Source organism: Amycolatopsis sp. NBC_01480, assembly GCF_036227205.1.
Classification (GTDB): Bacteria; Actinomycetota; Actinomycetes; order Mycobacteriales; family Pseudonocardiaceae; genus Amycolatopsis.
The window spans coordinates 7523058-7537520 of the sequence record NZ_CP109442.1 but is presented as its reverse complement, the minus strand read 5'-3'; the positions used below and the strand labels follow the sequence as shown (position 1 = coordinate 7537520).

At 72.0% G+C, this 14463-nt stretch carries 13 protein-coding genes and 1 pseudogene; 5 read left to right on the top strand and 9 right to left on the bottom strand.

The window, feature by feature from the left end:
- Positions 1 to 20 precede the first annotated feature (20 nt).
- From menC to OG371_RS35630, 6 genes are all read right to left on the bottom strand, one after another.
- A complete protein-coding gene (gene menC, locus OG371_RS35655; protein WP_329060058.1) occupies positions 21 to 1127 on the bottom strand; it encodes an o-succinylbenzoate synthase in 1107 nt (368 codons plus the stop codon).
- A complete protein-coding gene (locus tag OG371_RS35650; RefSeq protein ID WP_329060057.1) occupies positions 1124 to 2017 on the bottom strand; it encodes a GNAT family N-acetyltransferase in 894 nt (297 codons plus the stop codon). The genes menC and OG371_RS35650 overlap by 4 nt, the downstream gene beginning before the upstream one ends.
- Before the next feature lie 34 nt (positions 2018 to 2051).
- Complete coding sequence (locus OG371_RS35645) at positions 2052 to 3167, bottom strand: M20 family metallopeptidase (RefSeq protein WP_442876022.1); 1116 nt, start codon at positions 3165 to 3167, stop codon at positions 2052 to 2054.
- Complete coding sequence (locus OG371_RS35640) at positions 3164 to 4621, bottom strand: amidohydrolase family protein (RefSeq protein ID WP_329060056.1); 1458 nt, start codon at positions 4619 to 4621, stop codon at positions 3164 to 3166. Before OG371_RS35640 ends, OG371_RS35645 begins: the two co-directional genes overlap by 4 nt.
- A gap of 122 nt (positions 4622 to 4743) precedes the next feature.
- Positions 4744 to 5379, bottom strand: a complete 636-nt coding sequence (locus OG371_RS35635) for a response regulator transcription factor (protein ID WP_329060055.1) — start codon at positions 5377 to 5379, stop codon at positions 4744 to 4746.
- Positions 5376 to 6578, bottom strand: coding sequence for a sensor histidine kinase (locus OG371_RS35630; RefSeq protein WP_329060054.1), 1203 nt, complete (start codon positions 6576 to 6578; stop codon positions 5376 to 5378). The genes OG371_RS35635 and OG371_RS35630 overlap by 4 nt, the downstream gene beginning before the upstream one ends.
- Before the next feature lie 165 nt (positions 6579 to 6743).
- On the opposite strand from OG371_RS35630, the gene OG371_RS35625 reads away from it, so the two are divergent.
- The gene (locus OG371_RS35625; protein ID WP_329060053.1) at positions 6744 to 7826 is read left to right on the top strand and encodes an ABC transporter permease; all 1083 of its coding nucleotides are present in this window, start codon (positions 6744 to 6746) and stop codon (positions 7824 to 7826) included.
- Positions 7823 to 8518: an ABC transporter ATP-binding protein gene (locus OG371_RS35620; protein WP_329060052.1), complete on the top strand. Its 696-nt coding sequence runs from the start codon at positions 7823 to 7825 to the stop codon at positions 8516 to 8518. The genes OG371_RS35625 and OG371_RS35620 overlap by 4 nt, the downstream gene beginning before the upstream one ends.
- A 68-nt stretch (positions 8519 to 8586) precedes the next feature.
- Here the strand turns inward: OG371_RS35620 and OG371_RS35615 are convergent, their stop codons facing one another.
- Positions 8587 to 9108 (bottom strand): AAA family ATPase, encoded by a 522-nt coding sequence (locus OG371_RS35615; protein ID WP_329060051.1) that lies wholly within the window; start codon positions 9106 to 9108, stop codon positions 8587 to 8589.
- Here OG371_RS35615 and OG371_RS35610 point away from each other — a divergent pair.
- The 3 genes and pseudogenes from OG371_RS35610 to OG371_RS35600 form a co-directional block, all read left to right on the top strand.
- Positions 9065 to 10450, top strand: a pseudogene (locus OG371_RS35610) (type III PLP-dependent enzyme); the annotation flags it as partial. The gene OG371_RS35615 and the pseudogene OG371_RS35610 overlap by 44 nt on opposite strands.
- Positions 10451 to 10525: 75 nt before the next feature.
- A complete protein-coding gene (speD, locus tag OG371_RS35605; protein ID WP_329073365.1) occupies positions 10526 to 10903 on the top strand; it encodes an adenosylmethionine decarboxylase in 378 nt (125 codons plus the stop codon).
- Positions 10900 to 11745, top strand: coding sequence for a spermidine synthase (locus tag OG371_RS35600; protein ID WP_329060050.1), 846 nt, complete (start codon positions 10900 to 10902; stop codon positions 11743 to 11745). The genes speD and OG371_RS35600 overlap by 4 nt, the downstream gene beginning before the upstream one ends.
- Positions 11746 to 11804: 59 nt before the next feature.
- Here the strand turns inward: OG371_RS35600 and OG371_RS35595 are convergent, their stop codons facing one another.
- Together OG371_RS35595 and OG371_RS35590 are read right to left on the bottom strand one after the other, a co-directional pair.
- On the bottom strand, positions 11805 to 14090 hold the full coding sequence (locus OG371_RS35595) for a DUF6519 domain-containing protein (protein ID WP_329060049.1): 2286 nt from the start codon (positions 14088 to 14090) through the stop codon (positions 11805 to 11807).
- Positions 14060 to 14461 (bottom strand): DUF6519 domain-containing protein, encoded by a 402-nt coding sequence (locus OG371_RS35590; protein WP_329060048.1) that lies wholly within the window; start codon positions 14459 to 14461, stop codon positions 14060 to 14062. The genes OG371_RS35595 and OG371_RS35590 overlap by 31 nt, the downstream gene beginning before the upstream one ends.
- Positions 14462 to 14463: the final 2 nt, after the last annotated feature.

Below are 14463 nucleotides of genomic sequence, written 5' to 3'. Positions count from 1 at the left end.
GCCCCGGAATTCGTCGGCAGCTACGAAGCGATCCAGCGCTTGGCCGTGGTGACCTCCTCGAGCCGGTCCGGGATCGGTGCCACCCCGAGCCCCGGCCCGGCCGGCACGGGCAGGTGCCCGGCGTCCAGCACGAACGGCTCGGTGATGTCGGTGCGGTAGAACCGGTCCGAGCCCGAGGTGTCGCCGGGCAGGGTGAACCCGGGCAGCGAGGCGAGCGCGACGTTGGCCGCGCGGCCCAGCCCGGTCTCGATCATCCCGCCGCACCACACCGGCACCCCGTGCGCCGCGCAGACGTCGTGCACCCGGCGGGCCTCGAGGTAACCGCCGACGCGGCCCGGCTTGATGTTCACGATCTGGCAGGCCCCGAGCTTGATGGCGTCGGCGGCGGCCCGGGCCGAGACGATCGTCTCGTCGAGGCAGACCGGCGTCCGGATGCGCCGGGCCAGCTCCGCGTGGCCGAGCACGTCCTCCTCCTCCAGCGGCTGCTCGATCAGGAGCAGGCCGAACGGGTCGAGCCGGGCCAGCAACGGCGCGTCGCCCAGCGTGTACGCGGTGTTCGCGTCGACCTGCAGCAGCACGTCGTCACCGAAGCGCTCGCGCACCGCGCGCACCGGCTCGATGTCCCAGCCGGGCTCGATCTTCAGCTTGATCCGCAGGTAGCCCTCGTCGAGGTAACCGGCGACGACGTCGAGCAGCTGCGGGATCGAGTCCATGATCCCGACCGAGACGCCGCAGGGCACCGAGTCGCGAGTGGACCCCAGCTCGGCGGCGAACGAGCGGTCGGCGGCGCGGAGCTCGGCGTCCAGGACCGCCATCTCCAGCGCCCCCTTCGCCATCCGGTGCCCCTTGAACTTCGCCAGGCTCGGCGCCACCTTGTTCGCGGTGACGTCGCCGGAGTGCAGCAGCGCCGGGATGAGGTGGTTCACCAGCACGTGCTCGGCGCCGTCGTTGTACTCCGACGAGTAGAGCGGGCCGGCCATCGTGACGCACTCGCCCCAGCCCTCGCCGCTCGGCGTCACCGCGCGCAGGAGCAGCAGCTCCCGCTCGGTCTGGGTACCGAACGAGGTCCGGAACGGGGCCACCAGCGGCATCCGTACCCGGCGCAGTTCCACACCACTGAGTTTCACGAATCCTCCTTGGAGAGCACGTACCAGCCGGACCGATCGAAACCGGTGACCCGGGCGCCGTCCGCCATCAGGCCGCCGAGCACCTCGCGCAGCGCCGAGCGCCACGCGGCGGCGCGACCGGGATCTTGGTGGCGAAGGCGTTCTATGTCGGACGGGACGGCGACGAGCACTGTCGGCGAACTCGCCGATCCCATGACCGGCCCGCCGTCGGCACCGGCCGAGAGGGCCGTCGAGGCGCCCCGCTCCCGCCAGGCGCGCGCATCGGCCCGCACCGGTTCGCCGAGCGACGCGGCCCGCACGGCCGGGCTGGTCAGGTCCCAGCCCACCATCAGCCGGTCGGTCTCGCCCGAGCCGTTGATGCGGTCGGCCATCGGCCCGTAGAAGTCGGGCAGGTACCGCAGCGGGAGCGCGCCGAGCTTGCCGAGGTTGAAGTAGGCGTTGCGGCGCACCAGCGGGTCGAACGTCCAGGTGATCACCGAGACGTCCTGCGCCAGCGCCCAGGCGCGCTGGTGCAGTTTCAGCGCCTGCCCGATCCCCCGGCCGGCGCCGGACGCGGTCACCCCGGCGATGTGGCTGTGCAGGCCGCCTTTCCCGGGGTGCCCGAAAAAGCCGAAACAGGCGCCGAGCAGTTCACCGTGCCCGAACGCGCCGGCCACGTAGTTCCCGGCGCTGGACATCGCCCGCAGCAGTTCCGTGGTCAGCGGCCGGGCCCCGGGCGCGGACCGCCAGATCGACTCGAACAGGTCGCCGGCCGCGGCCAGCTCCGCGACCTCGGTCAACTCACGGATTTCGACGCCCGCGGCCCCGGCCGCCGCCCGCGCGACCGCGACCGCTTCGTCGCGCGCCGCCGGGGCGGGCTGGCTTTCCGCATTCGTCGTCAGATTCGTCACGGGACGATCCCCTTTCCCGGCTCCCCCGCCAGAGTCACTTCGGCCCGCGTTTCGCGAGCACGTTTTCGACGAGCGCGGTGAGCAGTTCGGTGCGGCGCGGCAATTCCGCGACCAGCACGTGTTCGTGGTCGGCGTGCGCGCCACCGCCGACGGCGCCGAGTCCGTCGAGCGTCGGCACACCCATTCCGGCCGTGTAATTGCCGTCCGAGGCACCGCCGACCGAAGCCGCGCTCAGCTCGCCGAGCCCGAGGTCCGCCGCCAGTTCCCGGGCCAGCCGGAACAATCCCGCCGAGGACGAGGTCTCCAGCGGCGGCCGATTGATGCCGCCGTGGACCTGCACCCGCGCGTTTTCCAGCACCGGGCGCAGTTCCCGCATCTCGCGGTCGACGCGCAGCTGCTCGGATTCGTCCGGCACCCGCACGTCGACCTGCACTCCGGCCGTCGCGGGCACGGTGTTCACCGTCGTGCCCGCCGAGATGACCGTGGGCACCACGCTCGTGCCCAGCTCGGGATCGGCGAGCGCCGCCACGGCGAGCACCTGGTGCGAGACCTCGATCCCGGCGTTGATCCCCCGCTCCGGCTCGAGCCCGGCGTGCGCGGCCCGGCCGGTCACCTCGATCCGGTAGTGGGAAACGCCTTTGCGGCCGGTTTTCAGTGCGCCGCCGTCGGCCGAGGCTTCGAGCACAAACGCCGCGCCGCAGCCCCGTGCCTCTTCTTCGATCAGCCCGCGGGACGAGGGCGAGCCGAGCTCCTCGTCGCCGGTGACCAAAATGGACAGTCCATTGCGGTCGGGCAGGGCCGCGGCGGCGTGCAGCGCCATCACGACGCCGGCCTTCATATCGAAGCAACCGGGGCCGCGAAGGACACCGTCAATCACCGAAAACGGGTGGGCGGCCAGCGATCCCAGCGGCCACACCGTGTCGTGGTGGCCCAGGATCAGCACCCGCGGCGGGCCGTCGCCGAACCGCCAGCGCAGGTGCGTGCACCCGTCCAGGACGATCCGCTCGGGCTCCGCGCCCAGCAGCGCCCGGCCCACCCCGGCCAGCACCTCGGCGCTGCGGGCCACGGCCGCGTGATCGGACGACGGGGATTCGCAGCACACCAGGGTTTTGATGTCCGCGAGCAGGGCACGCAGGTCGGGCGCGGTCATCGCGGCTCGCCCCGCAGCGGGCGGCCGGGGAAGGCGTCGGTGCGCAATTCCCCGTCGCTGACCACCGGGACACCCGAAACGAACAGGTGCCGGACGCCGACCGAGGGCCGCGTCGAATCGAAGTAGGTGGCCGCGTCCGTGATCGCTTCGGGGTCGAGGACGACGATGTCGGCGTCCGCTCCCACACCGAGCCGGCCCTTCGCCCGCGCGGCGGGAGCGACGTCGTCGAGCACTCGCGCCGGCAGGTAGGAGCAGCGCCGGAACGCCTCCAGCCAGGTCCACGCCCCGCTCTCGCGCACCATCAGGCGCAGCGTCTTGGCGTACGTCCCGGCGGTGCGCGGATGGGTCGTGCCGCCCGGCGGCAGCGGCCATTCGGCCGACTCGTTGACCCCGTCCTTCCAGTACACGGGCATCGCGTCGCTGGCGACGATCGAATCGGGGAAGGCGAGCGCGCGATGCAGCAGCGCGCGGTCGGCCGGGTCCTGCTCGTCGAGGAACTCCAGGATGCACGGCGCGCCCGGGTCCTCGGCGCGGACCTGGAGCAGGCGGGCCTCGTCGGAGAACCGCTCCCCCGTCTCCAGCATCAGCACGTTCGACGGGCGCAGGCCCTTCATCTTCAACCGCTCGGGCGAAAGGAAAGCCGCGCCGATCGCGGTGCTGCCCGCGCCGTACGGGTACGCCTCGACCGTCACCCGGGACCCGGCGGAGCGCCCGGCCTCCAGCGCGGCGAGCACCCGGTCGACGTGCCGGCCGGAGGTGCTGTTGACGTGGCAGTGGTGCATCGCGGCGCCGGTCTCGGCCGCGACGATCGCGATCTCCCCGGACCCGTCCGCGGGAGTGGCCGGATCGACCTCGACCAGCTCGCGCACGTGGGTGTACGTGGGCACGCCGGCCGCCTTGGCCAGCCGGGCCACGGCCAGGAACTCGGCCGGGTCGGTGGCCGGCGCGTAACCGAGCAGCACCCCGATGCCCAGCGCGCCCGCGGCCAGCTCACCGTCCACAAGGGACAGCCAGGCGGCCAGCTCGGCCGGTGACGAGGACCGTTGCCAGGCGGTGTTCCCGAGCACGGCGAGGCCGCTGCCGATGTTCGCGTCGGGCTCGATCCCGGCCAGCACCTGGGCCCGGGCACTGCCCCAGGAGGCGGAAAAGCCGTAGTGCAGCGGGCGTCCCGCCGCGGCGGCCTCGGCGTACGCCCGCTCGATCGGCATCAGCCCGGCTTCCAGGTCGAGCGCCGTGGTCACCCCGTCCATCGCCTGCAGCCGCTGGCCGGCGATGGTGTGCACGTGGCTGTGCAGGTCGATGAACCCGGGCCCGACGATCAGCCCGGACACGTCGATCTCGGAGTCGGCCGGGCCGGGTTCGGTGATCACCCCGTCGGCCACCAGGACGTCGGCGATCCCGTCGAATCCCGTCGCCGGATCGATGACGCGGCCGCCGCGCAAGAGTGTCCGCATTGCTCCGTCTCCTCGCCTCGTGTCACCTCGCTTCCGGCGACACTAGGAGGTTTCGTGAGCCGTCCGTTCGTAGCGCGGGACGAATCCGGGGCGGCAGATCCATCCAGCCGGACGAACCCGCTTCAGCGGCGGATCAGGCCGAGCTGGGTCGCGGCCGCGACGGCGGCGGTGCGTGAATCGACGCCGAGTTTGCTGTACACCCGGGCCAAATGGGATTTGACGGTGCCCTCGGTCAGGTGCAGCCGACGGGCGAGGGCGTGGTTGGACAGCCCGTCGGCGACCAGCGTGAGCACTTCGATCTCCCGCCGGGTCAACGCGGCGCCCGGCGTCCGCAACCGGTTCATCAGGCGATCGGCGACGCTGGGCGCCAGCGTCGTCCGCCCGGCGGCCGCGGTGCGCGCCGCGGCGGCGAGGTCCTCGGGCAGGGCGTCCTTGAGCAGGTACCCGGTGGCGCCGGCCTCGATGGCGGGCAGGGTGTCGGCGTCGGTGTCGTAGGTGGTGACGACCAGGACCCGCGGGCCACCGGGCCGGGCGGTGATCGCGGCGGTGGCCTCGGCGCCGTTCATGCCCGCGCCGAACTGCAGGTCCATCAGGACGACGTCGATGTCGCCCTCGGCCGCGCGGGCCACCGCCTCTTGCGCGGTCGCCGCCTCGGCGACGACCACGAGGTCGGGCTCGGTTTCCAGCACGGCCCGGAGCCCGGCGCGGACGACGGGGTGATCGTCGGCCAGCAGGAGGCGGATCGGGGCGGCGGTCATGGGCGGGCCTCGGGTCCGGCGGTCGTGAGAAGCGGCAACCGGGCCGCCAGCGCGGTGCCGTGACCGGTGCCGGATTCGATGGTGACCGTGCCGCCGAGCGCCTGCGTCCGGGTCCGCATCGCGGCCAGCCCGAAGCCGCTCCCGGCATCCGGGGCAACCAGCCGGGCGGGGTCGAACCCGATGCCGTCGTCGACGACGTCCAGCGAAACCCCGTCGCCAAGGTAGCTCAGTGTCACCTCCGCGGTGGTGGCCTGGGCATGCCGGACAGTGTTCGCCAGCGCGGCCTGCGCGATACGCAGCAAGGCGACCTCGTGCGCGGTCGGCAGCGGGACGACGTCACCGGTCAGGTGGAAGCGCGCCGTGATCGGGTGGCGGGCGCTGGTGGTGGCGCACATGCGTTCCAGCGCGCCGGCGAGTGTCGTGTCGTCCAGGGCGGGCGGGGTGAGGGCGGCGACGAAACGGCGGGCTTCGGCGAGGTTGTCCGCCGCGGCCTGGCGGGCCTGCTCGACGTAACGGGCGGCGTTCGCCGAGGGCAGGTCACGCGCGGCGGCACGCAGCAGCAGCTGAATGCTGGACAGCCCCTGGGCCAGGGTGTCGTGGATCTCGCGGGCCAGCCGCTCGCGTTCGGCCAGCACGCCGGCTTCGTGCTGGGCCTCGGCCAGGTCGGCGCGGGTCGCGGTCAGCTCCTCGATCAGCCGGCGGCGGTGATCGCTTTCCCGGTACAGCGCCTGGTAGCCCCACACCACCGCGACCGCCACCGCGGCACCCAGCGCCGGGCCGATCACGATGGCCGGGCTGAAACCCCGGTGCGCCGCGAAGGCGCCCACCGCGGCGAGCGCCGTCACGGCCACCGCGAACAGCCCGGCCCGGCGCGAAAGCAGGTGCAGCTCCAGGAAGTACAGCGGGAAGGCGACCCACACCCCGTCGGCGGTCAGCACCAGCAACGCCAGCCACACGACGCCCACCACGGCCAGCCACCCGGCGGCGGCACGGCGGGAAGTGCGGACGCGCGGCAGCAGCGGCCCAGCCGCGTACACCAGCCCGCACGCCGCCGCCACGGCCACGACCGCTCCGGCCTGCGGCAGGCGGTCGGCCACCGCCCGGGCGCCGGCCAGCACGAGCAGGCCCGCGAACAGCAGGTGCAGGCACCAGGACAGGGTGCGGCTGGTCGGGGTCAGCGAGGGGGCGGCGGCGTTCACAGTAAGCCCAGGTTACGGAGCCGGGCCGCGGGCCGCCTCCATCAAAAGGTAGAACCGGCGAGCCTCCTTCCGGTGCGCGAAGTGCGGTCCCCGGCCAGATGCGTCCACAGGGGACTCGCGGGGACCGTTGAAGGCACTCGATCCCCGCCGTCAGAAAGAGAATCCGTGTTCCTCGCCTGGAGAGACCTGAAGTTCGCCAAAGGGCGCTTCGCCCTGATGGGCACCGTTGTCGTGCTGATCACCCTGCTGGTCGGCCTGCTGTCCGGGCTGACCGCCGGGCTGGGCCGGCAGAACATCTCCGCCATCACCGGCCTGCCCGCCGACGAGATCGTCTTCGCCGCGCCCAGCGGCGGCCAGAGCCTTTCGTACGCCAACTCCACGCTCACCTCGAAGCAGTGGCAGCAATGGGCCGACGCGCCCGGGGTCCGCAGCGCCGAACCGCTGGGCATCACCACCACCAAGGCCGTCGCCGGTGAACGCAGCGCCGCCGTCTCGGCGTTCGGCGTCCGGCCCGGCTCCGCGCTCGCCCCGGACAGCGGCCGGCTCACCGGGCCGTCGGTGGTGCTGTCCACCACGGCGGCCGACGACCTCGGCGTCACGACCGGAGGCACCGTCACCGTGGCCGGGCAGCGACTGAGCGTGGCCGCGGTCTCGGGAGGCGCCTCGTTCAGCCACACCCCGGTGATCTGGACCAGCCTCGATGTCTGGCAGCGGACCGCTCCCCCGAGCGCCGCCGACCGCCCCGCCGCGACCGTGCTCGCGCTGACCACCGCCGGCGCCGACCTGGCCGCCGTCGACCGGATCGCAGGCACCCGGACCGTCAGCAAGGACGACTCGCTGTCCGCGATCGGCTCCTACACCTCGGAAAACGGCTCCCTGCAACTGATGCGCGGCTTCCTGTTCGCCATCTCGGCGTTGGTGATCGGTGCTTTCTTCACCGTCTGGACCATCCAGCGCAGCGGCGACATCGCCGTTCTCAAGGCGCTGGGCGCGACCACCGCCGGGCTGCTGAAGGACGCCCTGGGCCAAGCCTTCGTCCTGCTCGCCGGCGGCACGCTCGTCGGCTCCGGCCTGGCCGCCGCACTGGGCGCCGTCGTCTCGGGCTCGGCTGTGCCGTTCGCGCTGACCCCCGCCACCATCCTGTTCCCGGCCGCCGTGATGATCCTGCTCGGTGTGCTCGGGGCCGCCCTGTCCGTCCGCCGCATCACCGCGGTCGACCCGCTGACCGCACTGGGGAGCGCCCGATGAGCCTGAACCTGACCGACGTCACCCTCACCTATCCCGACGGCGACACCCGCCTGACCGCCCTGGACCAGGTCACCCTGGACGTTCCCCGCGGCAGCCTGACCGTCGTGGCGGGCCCGTCCGGCTCCGGCAAGTCGAGCCTGCTGGCCGTCGCCGCCACCCTCATCACACCCGACGCCGGCACCGTCACCATCGACGGCACCCCCACCGCCGGCCTGAGCCGCGCCGAGCTGACCGACCTGCGCCGGCACAAGATCGGCCTCGTCTTCCAGCAGCCCAACCTGCTGCCCTCCCTGACCGCCGCCGAACAGCTCCAGGTGATGGCCCGGATCGACGGCCGTTCCGCCGCCAAGGCCCGCGGCCGCGCGATGGACCTGCTCGACGCCGTCGGCCTCGCCGCCCAGTCCGGCCGCCGCCCGCACCAGCTCTCCGGCGGGCAGCGCCAGCGTGTCAGCATCGCCCGCGCCCTGATGAACGTGCCCACCGTCCTGCTGGTCGACGAGCCCACCAGCGCTCTGGACCACCAGCGCGGCGCCGCCGTGATCGACCTCATCACCCGGCTCACCCACCAGCAAGCCACCGCTACGGTGCTGGTCACTCACGATCGCGCTCACTTGACCGCGGCTGACCAGGTCACGGAAGTCCACGACGGACGGCTCACCGTCAACGCGTCATCTGCTGCATGCAGCGGATGACGCTTCCCCTGCGCTGAGTGCAGGGAGAGCGTCATCCGCCACGCCGAGCCGGCAACGAGCCGTCGGGTTCATCGTGGCGTGACGGAGTCGGCGATCTGCCGGGCGGCCTGCGCGGGCGTGAGGCGCGAGGTGTCGACGACCTCGGCCTCGCGATGCAGCCACGTGCGGGCCGCCGCGGCGTACGGCTCGAGGTACTGCAGCCGGAACGGCGACGGCACGGGGCTGGCCCCCGCGATGCGCCGGCGAAGGGTGTCCTGGTCGGCGTGGAGGACGAAGTGCCGGACCGGGATGCCATGGCCGGCGAGGCCCGCGCTGATCTCGCGCCAGTACGGCTCGACCAGGACCGTCATGGGCATCACCAGGGTGCCGCCGGTGTAGTCGAGCACGCGGCGTGCGGTCTCGACCACCAGCGGGCGCCACGGCGGCCAGTGCTGGAAGTTGCCGGTCGCGGGCAGGCCCGGGGTGATGTCCATCAGGGTCTCGCCGACCTTCTCGGCGTCGAACACCCGTGCGTCCGGGATCAGCTGCTGCACCAGGGCGCTGGTCGTGGTCTTGCCGGCGCCGTGGGTGCCGTTGAGCCATACGATCACCGGCCCGAGGTTAGCCGTGTCCGGCCGAATCTCCGTCCGGGTGGCCGGGCGGCGGCTGACCGCAGCGGATGACGCTTCCGCTGCACTCAGTGCAGGAAAGGTGGCGTTCGCTGCGCCAAGTGCGGCCGCTGCCCTCCCGGCGAATAGCACGGTAATCGCAGCGGATGACGCTTCCGCTGCGCTGAGTGCAGGGAAAGCGTCATCCGCTACCGCCGCGCGGGCCTCGGGAACGGGCAGCCTGGGAGTGTCGGGCCCTGGAGCTACGCTGGATCGCGTGATCGAAGCATTGCCGCAGGCATCGTTACGGTGCCGTGCGTTCCTGGACGACCGCAGTCCCCCGACGCCGTGCCTCGTCGTCGACCTCGACGTGGTGCGGGAAAGCCATGCGCGCCTTCGGGAAACGCTGTCCGAGGCGCGGATGTACTACGCGGTGAAGGCAAACCCGGCGCCGGAGGTCGTCCGGCTGCTCGCTCGCGCGGGGGCGGGCTTCGACGTGGCCGGGCGCGAGGAGATCGAACTCTGCCTGGCCCAGGGCGTCCGGCCGGAGCTGATCTCGTACGGCAACACGGTGAAGAAGGCGCGGGACATCGCGTTCGCCCACCGGGCCGGGGTTCGCCGGTTCACCTTCGACAGCCTCCCGGACCTCGAGAACATCGCCGAGCACGCGCCCGGGTCGACGGTGTCGTGCCGGATTCTGGTGGACAGCCCCGGTTCGCAGACGCCGTTCGGCCAGAAGTTCGGCTGTAGCAAGGAAATGGCGATCGACCTGCTCACGCGCGCCGCCGCCCTGGGGCTGGACGCGGAAGGCGTCGCGTTTCACGTCGGCTCCCAGCACCTCGACCCGCAGGCATGGGACGCCGGCATCGCCGCTGCCGCCGCGGTCACCCGCGCGGTCGCTTCACGGGGCGTTTCGTTGCGCGGCTTGAACATCGGCGGCGGGCTGCCCGGCCGTTACGCGACCGAGCCGCCACCGCTCGCCGAGTACGCGGCCGCCATCCGCGCGTCGGTCGGGCGGCATTTCCCCGTCGCGCCGGAGCTGGCGTTCGAGCCGGGACGGGCGGTGGTCGCCGGCGCCGGGCTGATCCGCAGCGAGGTCGTGCTGGTGTCCCGCAAGTCCTCGGCGGACGAGAAACGCTGGGTGTACCTGGACATCGGGCGGTACGGCGGGATGGCCGAGACGGAGAACGAGGCCATCGCGTACCGCTTCGAGACCGCCCACGACGGCACCCCGGACGGCCCGGTCGTGATCGCCGGCCCCACCTGCGACGGCGACGACGTGCTGTACCAGCACACCCCGTACCGGCTGCCGCTGGCGTTGCGGGCCGGCGACTACGTGGACATCCTGGACACCGGCGCGTACACGCAGAGCTACTCTTCGGTGTCGTTCAACGGCTTTCCCCCGTTGCGGACGTACTTCATCGGCGGCGAACCGAGCGAAGTCGGCGAGTTCGCCGGCCGGCACGTGCTCGCGGAGTTCTCGGGGGTCGCGCCCGAGCTGCTCGACGACGCCGGTTTCCTGTGCGACAGCCTACAACGCGCATTGGAGAAGGCCGGGGCGACCGTCTGCGAGCTGACGTTCAAGCGGTTCGAGCCGCAGGGCATCACCGTGCTCGCGCTGCTGTCCGAGTCGCACGCGTCGATCCACTCCTACCCCGAGCGCGGTTCGGTGTTCGTCGACGTGTTCACCTGCGGCCGCCGCGCGGACCCGGAGCTGGCCGTGCACCTGCTGCAGGAGCTGCTCGGCGCGGGCGCGGCCGTGACCCAGACCATCCACAGAGGACAGGAAGACGGTTGACCATCGAGGAGCCGGCCGGCGCCGGCCTGACCCGCGTCTGGCAGATCTCGGACGTACTCGCCGACATCCGCACCGATTACCAGCACCTGGTGATCGGCAAGACCGCGCAGGGCATCTCCCTGTTCTGCGACAACGAGCGCCAGAGCACCGAGCTGAGCCAGCTCGTCTACCACGAGGCCCTGCTGGTGCCCGCGCTGCTGCTGGCCGCGCGCGTGGACCGGGTGCTGGTGGTCGGTTCTAGTGAGGGCGTGGTGTGCCAGATCGCGGTGGCGGCGGGCGCTTCGGTCGTCGACCACGTCGACATCGACAGCCAAGCCGTCCGGCTCTGCGCCGAGCACCTCCCGTACGGCTACTCCCCCGCCGACCTGTCCAACGCAGAACGCGGCGACGGCCGGATCCGCATGCACTATGCCGACGGCTGGCAGTTCGTCCGCGAGTGTCAGGACAAGTACGACATCGTCCTGGTCGATCTCCCGGACGAGCAGGACGGCACGGACGCGCAGCACAACCGCTTGTACGGCAAGGAATTCCTGTGCCTGTGTCAGGGCTTGCTCGCGCCCGGCGGGGTGGTCGCTTACCAGGGCGGTTGTCCGACGCTGTGGCGCAACTCGACGTTGGTGAAGTGCTGGGGCCGGTTCACCGAGACGTTCGGGTCGCCGGTCTATTTCGGTTCCGACGAGCACGAGTGGGCTTTCTTCTTCGGGACCGACGTGGACAGTCCCGAAGAGACAATGGTCGCCCGCCTGGCAACACTCCCCTACCACCCGGAGACGATCGACGCACTGACACTCCGAGGCTCGACAGTGCCACCGATCAGCCTCCGCCGGGGTAAAAGCTCGTGAGTGTTCATGACGGTTGGAACCGGCATAGACACTCACGAGTCCTTGAGCCGGACTCCCGTTCATGCTGTCTGGCTGCTCGCGTAGCTGGGCGGCCGGTTGGAGCCGATCAGCAGCCGGGTCAGCCATGGCGGCATGATCGGTTCGAGGCGGCGCAGGAGCGCGTACACGATGGCCAGCACGATCGGGACCATCACCTGGTTGCCCAGGCCGCCCAGCCAACCGGTCATCGAAGCGGGCAAGCCGAAGGACACCAGCCAGGCCACCAAGGTCGCCCAGAGTCCGGGGACCACGGTGCGCAGCCAGGAGGTCAGCTGGTTGCCGAGCGGCCCCGCCGGTGCTCCCGTGACCGGCGGGGCAGTGGTCGGAGCAGCCGGCGCCGCAGGGACGGTCGAATCGGTGGCCAGCTCGGACTGCGGAGCCGAGCCGGCCGGGACGGCGGCAGGCGTGCTCTGCGGAGCGCCGTCAGTCGGAGCGGTAGCAGGCGTGGTCTGCGGAGCTGCGTCCACCGGGGCGGTGGGAGCGGTCGGTCGGGATGGCATCAAATCCTCCTGCCCTGGAACGGAATCGGAGCCGGCAGGCTGCGCGGGCGAGCCGTTCTGACGTGGGACTGGACTGGGTGTGGCCGGGCGCGGCGTCGAAGGCCCGTCTTGCCCAGCAGTGGGGACAACAGGTTGCGGTTCCGGAGGGTTGTCCAGCACCTGAACGCTGACGGACGGCTGCGGATTCGATTGCCGCAGCGGCGAGATTGGCCTCGAGAACGCCATCTGCGGCACCGGTGGCCCCTCGGTCACGGCCGCACTTCGCATAGCCGCAGGGGCGGCGGCGAACGTCTGCACGGGCATGGCCGACCCGCCCGGCGAAGAGCCCATGGACGCACCCTCAGACCCAGCCGATCCACCGGCAGCCAGAGGTCCCGTGAACAACGTCCCCGACGCGGCGGTTCCGCCAGGCACCGAAGCTCCCATGGCCCCATCGCCCGGCACGGCCGACGCCGCAGATCCAGCGGACGCACCGTGAGGCACGGCAGAACCACCAGCCGCAGGTCCCGCAGACGCACCGTGGGGCACGGCCGAGCCGCCAGTCAGGGGTCCTGCATGCCCGGTCGAGCCGCCAGCCGGAGATGCCCCCGGCGCAGCCGAACCACCGGCAGTAGCCGATCCACCAGCCGGAGATCCCGCAGGCGAATTCCCTGACGCGGACGAACCACCGGCAGCGGCAGAACCACCAGCCGCAGACTCACCCCCCGCAACACCCCGATTCGCTGGGTCGGGGAAGAGTGGCTCGAACGAGATCGGACGGTCGGTCACCTGGCCATCCGCGCCGATGATCCCCAGCACCGCATAGTGGTAACCGACCCCATGCGGCACCACCGCATGCGGGCCACCAGCGTCCTGCGGCCATTCCACATCACCGGTAATCGTGCGGGCGGGGATCTGCCAGTAGTCGCCGCGGCGATAGCTGCCGCCAGAGTCGGCCGACGACGCCGCCGACGACGCCGACGGGCGCGGCGGAGCCGTGAAGAACACCTGGACCCCATCCTCCAGATCGATCCAAGTGTCCTCCACCAGCGGCAACGCCCGGTCCGCCGCGACGTCCCGGCCACCGCTCTCGTAAGTGGCCGACGCACGGTGGTCCCAACGACGCAGCAGCGGATGCAGCTCCGGGTCCGTACCCGGCCCGCAGCGATCGTCCACATCGGAGTCCAAGGTCACCACCCGATCGGCCGGGTCGATCCCCACGACGGTCAGCAGTTTCGGAGACGGGTTCGGGCGCTGAAGCGCCGGGACGTCGTCCGCGACGCGGCTGGCGGTGGCGTCGTCGACCAGTTCGACGTGGTCGCCGACGTCCAGGTCCAGTTTGCCGTCGCGGCCTAGCGTCGCGAGGGTGACCGTCGCGCCCGAGACGGACACGACCGGGAACACCACCGACGCGTTCTCCCTCGACCACTTGAACGTGGCCCCGGGCAGCGCGGGCACGAACTCCGCGCGACGCGACCGGTTCGGCACGTCCGAGAGGTCCTGCCAGGCCAGCCCGCCGGTGTGCACCTCCACCCGGTACAGCTGGTTCTCCGGACCGCGGAACCGCGCCTCCGGTGGCAGCCGGCAGACGTCCTCGTCCGCGTCGTCCGGCCGCTTCGCGCGGGCGGCGAGCCGGCCGCGCGCCGGGTCCACCGACTGCAGGAAGTCCTGGAAGTCACCCGTGCTTTCCCCGGCGCACCAGGCCACCTGCCAGACGGTCTTCGCCCGGGCCGCGGTGTCCGGACCGGGATCGCCGAGCGCGACCTCGCGGATCGCCGGGTCCTGTAGGGCCGTGATCAGCCGCTCCCACACCCGCAGGTACACCACGAACGGACCGGTCTCCGGCAGCGCATCGGTTCCGGGTCCAGGTGGCCGTCGGGCTGGTTCCAATACGTCATGCCCCGCCGGTGGTTCTCGACCAAGCGCCCGTCGACGTAGAACCGGCCGGGGGCGATCGTCAGGTCCAGCACCTTGTTCGTGCGGCTGTCCAGGACCGGGTCAACCTCGAACCCGGCGGGCGGGCCGGCCACCGCCGCGGCCGGGCCGACCAGGTCGGCCACCACGGTGCGCAGCTGGTGCAGCAGGATCGCGCCCTGCTCGTTGGCGTCGGCGTCGAGCTGGACGCGGCCCTGCTGCGACAGGACCGCGGAGAAGTGTTTCAGCGGGTCGAACGTGCGACGCGAGAAGTCGGCTTGCATGG

Excerpts from the sequence above, each read along its gene's own strand:
- OG371_RS35640 (WP_329060056.1), bottom strand. The coding sequence starts at position 4,621 with ATGCGGACACTCTTGCGCGGCGGCCGCGTCATCGATCCGGCGACGGGA.
- OG371_RS35645 (WP_442876022.1), bottom strand. The coding sequence starts at position 3,167 with ATGACCGCGCCCGACCTGCGTGCCCTGCTCGCGGACATCAAAACCCTG.
- OG371_RS35620 (WP_329060052.1), top strand. The coding sequence starts at position 7,823 with ATGAGCCTGAACCTGACCGACGTCACCCTCACCTATCCCGACGGCGAC.
- OG371_RS35590 (WP_329060048.1), bottom strand. The coding sequence starts at position 14,461 with ATGCAAGCCGACTTCTCGCGTCGCACGTTCGACCCGCTGAAACACTTC.
- OG371_RS35635 (WP_329060055.1), bottom strand. The coding sequence starts at position 5,379 with ATGACCGCCGCCCCGATCCGCCTCCTGCTGGCCGACGATCACCCCGTC.